Raw genomic sequence first — 8818 nt, 5'->3', positions numbered from 1 at the left:
CAGGGCTAATTCATTTTCAACGGAGAAATTGATTTGTGAAGGAGAGATAATGCAAACAACGGAAAAATCATCTTTCCCCTTGTCCCCTTGTCTCCTTGTCCCCTTGTCCCCCCATCCGGTTAATTTTCTTTGATGACAATGAATTAGCCCTGCCCTTGTCCCCTTGTCCCCTATGTCCCTTTGCTATAACTATTGTTGCACGCTGAATACGCGCAATCTGTTGCTAGTATGATCTTAAATTCTAAGGCTGCAACTAATCGAGGGAATTAATGGCTCGCAACGAGATTGCTGCTCTGCTCGTGGAAGACAACCCAGCTGATATCGTCCTATTGATGGAGTTGTTACAAGACAGTGATGGTCAATCTTGGCAGATATCTCATTGCAAGCGGTTGAACGTCGCCCTAGAACAGCTACGGCAAACTGCCTTTGATGTGGTTCTCTTGGATTTATCCCTACCCGATTCTCAGGGGCTAGACACAGTTGTTCAACTTCAGACAGCAGTTCCTCATATTCCCATCGTAGTTTTAACAGGACTGCAAGATAAAAACCTGGCTCGACAAGCGGTGGCACAGGGAGCGCAGGACTATCTAGTTAAAGGACAGCTATCACCTGAATTGCTGGTAAAAACGGTTGAGTATGCGATCGAGCGATCGCAGATTCTCAGAAAACTTCAGGATCGAACGCAGGAATTAGTAACAATCAATGAGACTCTTCGACAACGGGAACGGGAGTTTAGGACGTTAGTAGAAAATACACCTGACATTATTACTCGGTACGATCGCCAATTTCGCTGCCTGTACACTAATCCTGCTAGTACCGACCATTTGGGGATTCCCACAAGTTACTCAGGGAAAACACTGTTTGATTTGGGATATCCCCAAGAAATGACTCAGTTTCTCGAAACTGCTCTGGATAGGGTATTTACAACTGGACAGATCGAAATTGATGAATGGAGAGTGAGATATCAGGATGAGTGGAAAACCTATCAAACTTATGTGGTTCCAGAGTTTGGCGCAGATGGTTCAATCGAAACTGTTTTAACGATCGCCCGTGATATTACTCAACTACGACAAACAGAAATCGCCTTTGCCGAAGCCCAAACAGCGAACCGGATGAAAGATGAATTTTTGGCACTGCTCTCCCATGAACTGAGAACTCCCCTCAACCCAATTTTAGGATGGGTCAAATTGCTCCGAACTCGCTCATTTTCAGTCGAGCAAACTCAAACTGCCTTAGAAACGATCGAACGAAATGCTCAACGTCAAGCACAACTAGTGGAAGACTTGCTGGATCTGTCGCAAATGATTCGCGGGCAACTCAAGCTGACTCTGGCTCCAGTTTGGTTGAGCGAGCCAATTCAAGCAGCGATCGAAACTGTTAGACTCGCAGCAATAGCCAAGAATATTGAAATTGAAACCAAGCTTGACCCAGAGGTGGGGTATGTCAGGGGTGACAACGTTCGGCTCCAACAACTAATCTGGAATTTACTGACAAATGCCGTTAAATTTACTCCTAACGGTGGCAAAATTATGGTTCAACTACAGCAAATCGATCGTGATGCTCAAATTACGATCGAGGATACTGGCAAAGGAATTAAGCCAGATTTTCTTCCCTTCGTATTCGATCGATTTCGCCAAGAGGATAGTTCTTCAACCAGACAATTTGGCGGTTTAGGATTGGGACTGGCATTAGTTCAACAACTAGTGGAAGCTCATGGTGGAACCATTACTGCCCAAAGTCCTGGTGAAGGACAAGGCGCTACATTTACTGTTCGGTTGCCGTTACTGTCAACACCTCAAGCTGAAACCCCCGATTTATCAAATAGCAACCAAACCTTAGATTTACAAAACACAAGGATACTTCTGGTTGAAGATGAGCTTGATTCGCAAGAACTGATGGCTTGGATATTAAAGCAAGCGGGTGCCACACTGGTAACTGTTACCTCTGCTAATGCAGCCCTGAAAGCCTTGTCCCAAAATTCCTTTGATGTTCTGGTCAGTGATATTGGCTTACCTGATATGGATGGGTATAGTTTATTGCAGCAGGTTCGTCAGCTGGCATCGGCTCAAGCACTCCCCGCGATCGCACTTACCGCATTCGCGGGGGAAATAAATCGACAAACAGCCCTAGCATCGGGATATCAGCAGCATTTAGGTAAACCGATCGAACCAAATGCCTTGGTTTGTGCAATTGCAGAACTGATCGATCGAGAAAGGCAGGGAGGCAGGGGAGCAGAGGGGATAAGTAGCTTGAATAGAATCATGGCAAATATCGAGAACTTCTTACTCTCAAAACACATAGACCTGCTGAATAAAATTGTGGCAGTGTCAATCGAAGAGTTGACTACTCTTCATCAGTCCCTTGAATGGGAAATAGCTGAACGCCAAAAAGCGGAGCAGGCATTACAGGAAAGTGAGAGGCGTTTTCACGCTCTAGTAGATGCCATGTTTGAAGGTATTGTCATTCAAGAAAATGGCAAGATTATTGATGCAAACCCAGGATTTGCCAGAATGTTTGGCTATTCTCCAGAAGAAGTTATTGGTAAATGTGCCGTTGACTTTCTTACCCCTGAATCTGTGGAAATAGTTCTGCGTCATATTGAAAACCAATACGAACTGCCGTATGAGGTAACTGGTGTCAAGAAGGATGGCACTTTCATTGACTTGGAGGTGGTTGGTAAGCAGAGCGTTTATCAGGGGCGAAGCGTGCGAGTCTCGGCGGCACGAGATATTTCTCAATGTAAACAGGCAGAAATAGCCTTACGGAACCAGCAAAGCCAAATTCAGCGACAACTTGCTGAAATCGAAACTATCTACAACTCTGCCCCGATTGGGTTGAATGTTTTGGATACTGAACTTCGCTTTGTGCGAATTAATCAACGATTGGCAGAAATCAATGGGCTCCCGGTTGAGGCACATATCGGTCGGACAATCCGTGAGTTATTACCTGATTTGGCTGATACTGCTGAACAACTGTTGCGACCGATTTTAGAAACGGGAGAACCTCTCCTCAATGTGGAAATCACTGGAGAAACTCCGGCGCAACCGGGGGTAAAGAGAACTTGGTTAGAGAGTTTTTTGCCTTTAAGGGATGGCGATATGCCTGACGGGAAGGGAAGCGACCGCATCATTGGCATTAGTACCGTTTGTGAGGAGATTACCGATCGCAAACGCGCCGAAGCAGAATTACGAGAACGAGAACGCCTGTTTTCCACGCTGGCAGAGGCTTTGCCCGTAGCTATTTTTCGATTTGATGCTGATAGTAACTGTATTTATATCAACAACTACTGGACTAACATGACGGGTAGGACAGTAGAATCCGTAAAGGATTTGGGTTGGGTGGAAACCTTGCACCCGGAGGATCGCGATCGTCTGGTTGATGCGTGGCTGGAATGGAGCCAGAATCCTCGGCAACGAGGACTTTATCAAAATGAAGGCAGACTTATCCATTTGAATGGGAAGGTCGTTTGGTACTACATTCGGGCACTCGCGGAAGTGGACGCTAACGGTGAAATCGTTGGTTACATTGGAGTCTTAACCGATATTACCGCTCGCCAAGCCGCGCTAATAGAACGCAAGCAAGCTGAAGCCACGCTGCAAGAAAGAGAATCTCTCCTGCGCTTATTTGCTCAGTGTGCTCCTGCTGGCATCGCCATGTTCGATCGAGATATGCGTTATCTGATGACAAGCCAACGCTGGGCAGATGACTATCATCTTGGTTCGTTGGAATCGCTAATTGGACGATCGCACTACGAAATCTTTCCCGAAATCCCAGAACGGTGGCTACAGATTCATCAACGCTGTTTAGCTGGGGCGATCCAAACCTGTGAAGAAGATTTATTTGTGCGGGCAGATGGCAGCCAGCAATGGATACGCTGGGAAGTTCATCCCTGGCATACCGCAACGGGTGAGATTGGCGGCATTATTATATTTGCCGAAGATATCACTGTTCGCAAACAGGCAGAGGCATCGATTCTGCAATTGAATCAGGAATACCAGCAGAAAGTGACCGAATTGCAAACTCTGCTGGATGTAATTCCGATCGGCATTGGCATTGCAGAAGATCCAGAGTGTCGCCTCATTCGGGTCAATCCAGCGTTTGCCGAGGCGTTGGGTATCCCACCCACCATCAATGCTTCTCTTAGTGCGCCGGAAGAAGAACGCCCTACTAACTTCAAGGTCTACCAGAATGGGCGGGAAATGGCAACCGAAGAATTACCTTTGCAATACTCAGCAAAACATGGAGTTGAAGTTCGAGATTTAGAAGTCGAGGTTGTTTGGCAGGATGGCACAACAGTGACGCTGTTAGAATATGCTGCTCCGTTATTCGATGAATACGGACAGCCGAGAGGCAGTATTGGCGCATTTCTGAATATCACCGAGCGCAAACAAGCAGAGCAAGCACTGCGGACGGCAAGAGATGAGTTAGAACGTCAAGTCCAAGAGCGTACCAGGGAACTGCGGGAAGCGAATGAGATGCTGCAACAACGGGAGCGGGAATTTCGGACGTTGGTGGAAAATACGCCTGATGTGATTACTCGGCACGATCGCCAATACCGCTATCTCTATATCAATCCAGCTAGAATCCGACTCGCTAACTTTCCCCTTGAGTTTTACTTGGGTAAAAAGCCGTCTGAGTTGGGCTATCCTGAAGAGTTGACTCAATTCTGGGAGGCTTCCCTGGAGAGCGTGTTTGTCACGGGGGAAATGCGGAGCGATGAATTCACTATAATGACTTTGAATGAACCCAGGAGATACGAGGTCAAAGTCGTTCCCGAACGAGATGCTAACAATTCGATCGTTTCGGTAATGACGATCGGACGGGACATTACCCAACTAAAACAAGCTGAAGAGTCGGCGCGAAAACTAGCAGAAGAGTTACAACGCTCTAATCAGGAGCTAGAACAGTTCGCATATATCGCTTCCCATGACTTACAGGAACCGTTAAGGGCAATTACCAGTTTTACCCAAATGTTGGCAAAGCGGTATCAAGGCCAACTCGATGCCAAAGCTGATACTTACATCGAGTTTATTGTGGATGGCGCAACTCGGATGCAGCAATTAATTAGAGATTTGCTTACCTACTCCAGAACAGGTCGTTATGAACTGAAACTGCAACCTGTTGATTTTAATACTGTATTGGAGCGAGTGCAGAAAGATTTACAGGTGGCGATCGGCGAAAATGGAGCGATCGTCACCGCAGATTCTTTGCCAACCATTACAGCCGATCCTAACCAAATGGCAAATCTACTACAAAATCTAATTGGTAATTCCTTAAAGTACCGAACTGAAGCAGAACCAAGGATTCACATCTCGGCAAAAATGATTACAGTAGAAGCAAGTAGTACTTCGGATCGAGATGTCTCTCCACCCTTGACAACTCCAGTCAGGGAATGGCTGTTTTCCATCCAGGATAATGGCATTGGTATCGAACCCCAGTATGCCGATCGAATTTTTGGTATCTTTCAACGTCTGCATACCAGTGATGAATATTCTGGCACAGGCTTGGGGTTAGCAATTTGTAAGAAGATAATTGAACGGCACGAAGGACGAATTTGGGTTGAGTCTCAACTGGGGGAGGGAGCAACCTTCTTCTTTACCATCCCGATTTCTATGAGGGTTCAAAATGAAAATCCACGCCAGATTACTGACAATTCTACTAGTTGAAGATTCTAAAAGCGACGCAGTTCTGATTCAGGAAACTTTAAGCGAAAGTAAGTTTTTGAACGAATTGCATCTGGTTCGAGATGGAGTGGAAGCGACTGATTTCCTTTATAAAAGAGGAAAGTATGCAAACGCTCCCCGTCCTGACTTGATCTTGCTAGATTTGAATTTACCGAAGAAAAATGGTCGAGAGCTACTAGCCCAAATCAAGGCAGATGAGAAATTGAAGACCATCCCCGTTGTCATTCTCACCACTTCCTCGAATGAAGCTGATATCTTGAAAAGTTATCAACTTCATGTCAATTGCTACCTGGTCAAACCCGTTGGTTTGGAACAGTTTGTTGAGGTGGTTAAGTCAATTGAGAACTTTTGGCTTGCCTTTGTGGAACTTCCTCCTGAATAGATTTCATCTCTTCCGAAGATTTCGTGCGAACTATAGCAACCGCCAAAGCGGTTAAGCCATTCTTAATTGCCCAAACCATTGATTTTGTTGGCTTCCACCTTCTGCTTTCTGCCTTCTGCTATACCTCCTTACTGAGAAGAATTATGAATATTTAATTTATTAGTAAAAAATATATAATTTAAATAACAGTAAAAAATTAATATAAAATTGCCTGTCGATAAATTAAAGAGTTTTTTGCGACCTCAATCGTAAGTACAGCAATTAATCTAATGTATGAGTGATGAAGCGATCGCCGTCTTGTTGGTAGAAGACAACCTTGCAGATGTTGCATTGTTGATGGAACTATTGCAAGATAGCGAAGCTGAATCCTGGCAAGTGACTCACGTTAAACGCCTGAGCCTTGCACTAGAACACTTGCATCAAACTGAATTCGACGTGATTCTCCTTGACCTTTCATTACCTGATTCTCAAGGACTTGATACAGTTGCTCGGCTTCAAGCGACGGTTCCTCACCTCCCGATTGTAGTGCTAACGGGGTTGGAGGATAAGACGGTTGCCCGACAAGCGGTGGCTCAAGGAGCACAAGATTACCTCGTTAAAGGACAGCTTTCCGCAGAAATGTTGCTGAAAACAGTGAACTATGCGATCGAGCGGACACATATCCTCAGAAGGCTTCAGGAGAGCGAACATCGTTTTCGCGCAATTTTTAATCAAACCTTTCAGTTCATGGGTTTACTAAGTCCTGAAGGTGTGGTTTTAGACATCAACCAAGTCACTAGAGAGGTGATTGATTTTCCCAATGAAGCTATCATTAACAAGCTAATTTGGGAAGCACCATGTTGGCAGCCCGAGCAATCACAGTCTTGGTTAAAACAAGCTGTTCTGAGAGCTGCTCAAGGTGAGGTTTTGCGCTCAGAACTTCAGGCTTGCACAGCTAAAGGCAGTTTATGGTGGTTGGATATCTCCATCAAACCCCTAAGAAATGAAAATGGCAGTATCACTTTGCTGATAGTCGAAGGGCGAGAAATTAGCAAACTAAAGCGAGCAGAGGCAGAAATTCGCTGCTCGCTTGAGAAAGAAAGAGAAGTGAATCAGATGAAGAACGGCTTTATCTCGATGCTTTCCCATGAGTTTCGCAACCCTATATCATCGATCAGCTATGCGATCGATTTTTTAAAAGATTGCGATCCGATAGGAAAGCAGAAGGAACAATGTTTTGAGCAAATGGGTAATTCGATCGATCAAGCACTTCACTTGCTAGATGAAATTCTCCTACTAGGACGTACTGAATCTGGGCGGATTGAAGTTGATTATACTGTTATTCAATTAAAAGAATTTTGCAGTGAAATTGTACAAGTTTTTCAGCTTACTCAAGGAAAATCCCACCAAATAGTTTTTTCTATTGAAGGTGATGATTCTACTCAAGCGAGAATGGATGGTTCCTTAGTGAAGCATATTCTAGACAATTTACTGTCAAACTCTATCAAGTATTCTCCCAAAGGAAGTATGATTCGTTTTACTTTGGTCTGTCAAGATAATCAGGCTAAGTTCTGTATTCAAGATCGAGGAATAGGCATTCCTGCCAAGGATCGATCGAAACTGTTTGAGCCTTTTCACAGAGCAGGAAATGTCTGCAACATTCAAGGAACAGGGTTAGGTTTAGCGATTGTTAAACGATGCGTAGACCTGCAAAATGGACAAATTCATGTAGAAAGCCAGGAAGGTACTGGAACTACTTTTACAGTTATCCTGCCATTCAAATGAATAAGTTGATGGGGAGATGGGGAGATGGGGGTAGCAACAGTGGCAAAATATCTACCTAAGAATTACAAACTTAACCGAGCAGTATTGAATTGAATCTTTACTTCCCGAACATGAATATGGATCTAAAAACTAAAGGAATACTGGCTTATTTGGCGATCGCGTTTGTCCCTGCTTGGATTTGGTGGACTATTGTCTGGCTAGTCGGAATTTCTGGTACTAATCCTGCCTTTCAAGCAGCTGTCTTACCGGGAGCATTTGCTCCTGCATTAGCTTGCTTTATAGTTCGCAAATGGGTGACAAAAGAAGGTTTTAGCGATGCCGGACTAAAACTCAATTTAAGAAATAATTGGGGATATTATTTATTTGCTTGGCTATTACCATTAGGAGTAACAGCCGTAATTATTGCTTTAGCAATTGTCTTCAACTTAAGTCAACCAGATTTTACTTTGCAGAACTTTTTTACTACCCTAAATTTACCAGAGGGAAATCCAAAAACTTCTAGCAATATCTTATTTTTCCTGATTCCTACTCTATTGATTCAAGCAATTATAATCGCCACACCTATTGTGTGGGGAGAAGAATTTGGCTGGCGTAGCTATTTACAAATTCGATTACTACCAGAACGTCCGTTAATGGCAGCAATTTCCACAGGATTAATTTGGGGAATATGGCATTATCCACTAATTTTCATGGGCTACGAACGATATGAAAATCAATTTTTGGGGCTACTAATTTTTACGGGATTCACAATATTGCTATCGATTATTTTGGGTTGGTTAAGGTTAAAAACCGGAAGTATTTGGGCTGCTAGCGTAGGTCATGGAGCCACAAATGCTATTGGTGGTTCAGTAACATTAATGCTATTTTCTGGAAGCAACAATTGGTTGTGGGTTGGCTACAATGGTATCTTGGCTTGGATTCCTTTAGGCATAGTTTGTGTCTGGATTATTCTTAAGGAATGGGGACGAAGAGGTGGGGAGGTGGGGAG

4 protein-coding genes are annotated in these 8818 nt (G+C 44.2%); all 4 read left to right on the top strand.

Annotated features, from left to right (window positions below; translation table 11 throughout):
* Positions 1-269: 269 nt before the first annotated feature.
* The gene (locus tag IQ264_RS29705) at positions 270-5666 is read left to right on the top strand and encodes a PAS domain-containing protein (protein WP_193985822.1); all 5397 of its coding nucleotides are present in this window, start codon (positions 270-272) and stop codon (positions 5664-5666) included.
* Positions 5626-6066, top strand: a complete 441-nt coding sequence (locus tag IQ264_RS29700) for a response regulator (protein WP_193985820.1) — start codon at positions 5626-5628, stop codon at positions 6064-6066. The genes IQ264_RS29705 and IQ264_RS29700 overlap by 41 nt, the downstream gene beginning before the upstream one ends.
* Positions 6067-6339: 273 nt before the next feature.
* On the top strand, positions 6340-7830 hold the full coding sequence (locus IQ264_RS29695) for a sensor histidine kinase (RefSeq protein WP_193985818.1): 1491 nt from the start codon (positions 6340-6342) through the stop codon (positions 7828-7830).
* 116 nt (positions 7831-7946) lie between these two features.
* Positions 7947-8818, top strand: an 872-nt coding sequence (locus tag IQ264_RS29690) for a CPBP family intramembrane glutamic endopeptidase (RefSeq protein WP_193985816.1), incomplete at its 3' end; no start/stop codon positions are given.

The organism is [Phormidium] sp. LEGE 05292 (assembly GCF_015207735.1).
Lineage (GTDB): Bacteria > Cyanobacteriota > Cyanobacteriia > Cyanobacteriales > Aerosakkonemataceae > Floridanema.
Note: the sequence above shows the minus strand (reverse complement) of the source record. Positions and strands in the feature narration are given on the sequence as shown.